The following is a 674-nucleotide window of genomic DNA, read 5'->3' on the forward strand; positions in this document are numbered from 1 at the left end:
CCGTCGGTCTGCGCCTCGGAGAAGTCGAGATAGACGAACTCGGCGCCCATCGACTCGATCTGCTCGGCCACTTCGGGCCGCACGTCGAAGGCATAGACCTGCGCGCCGAGCGACACGGCCGCCCCGATCGAGGCGAGGCCCGCGACCCCTGCCCCGACGACCAGCACCTTGGCCGGCGGCACCTTGCCCGCCGCCGTCACCTGCCCGGTGAAGAAGCGGCCGAAATTGTTCGCCGCCTCGATCACCGCGCGGTAGCCGGCGATATTGGCCATCGAACTGAGCGCATCCATCTTCTGCGCCCGCGAAATCCGCGGCACCATGTCCATGGCGATGGCGGTCACGCCCTGGTCCTTGGCCTGTTCCAAGAGCGCCGCGCTTTGCGCCGGGTAGAAGAACGAGATGACCGTCTGGCCCTCGCGCATCTGCCCGATCTCGCCCTCGGACGGCGGCCGAACCTTGGCCACCACGTCCACCGCGCCGATCAGCTCGGCAGCCGAAGCCTCGACCGTCACCCCCGCCCGGCGGTAATCCTCGTCCCCGAACCCCGCAGCCTTCCCGGCCCCGGCCTCGACATATACCTCATGCCCCAGCTTCTGCAGATGCGCCGCAGACGACGGTGTCACCGCAACGCGAGCCTCGCCCTCCTGGGTCTCTCTCAAGGCACCAATCTTCAT

Annotated in this window: 1 pseudogene; it reads right to left on the reverse strand. The window is 68.2% G+C overall.

Features of this window, described 5'->3' with window-relative positions:
* Positions 1 to 674 (reverse strand): annotated as a pseudogene (locus Q1A36_RS21350) (NAD(P)(+) transhydrogenase (Re/Si-specific) subunit alpha); the annotation flags it as partial.

Source organism: uncultured Paracoccus sp. (assembly GCF_947487305.1).
Classification (GTDB): domain Bacteria; phylum Pseudomonadota; class Alphaproteobacteria; order Rhodobacterales; family Rhodobacteraceae; genus Paracoccus.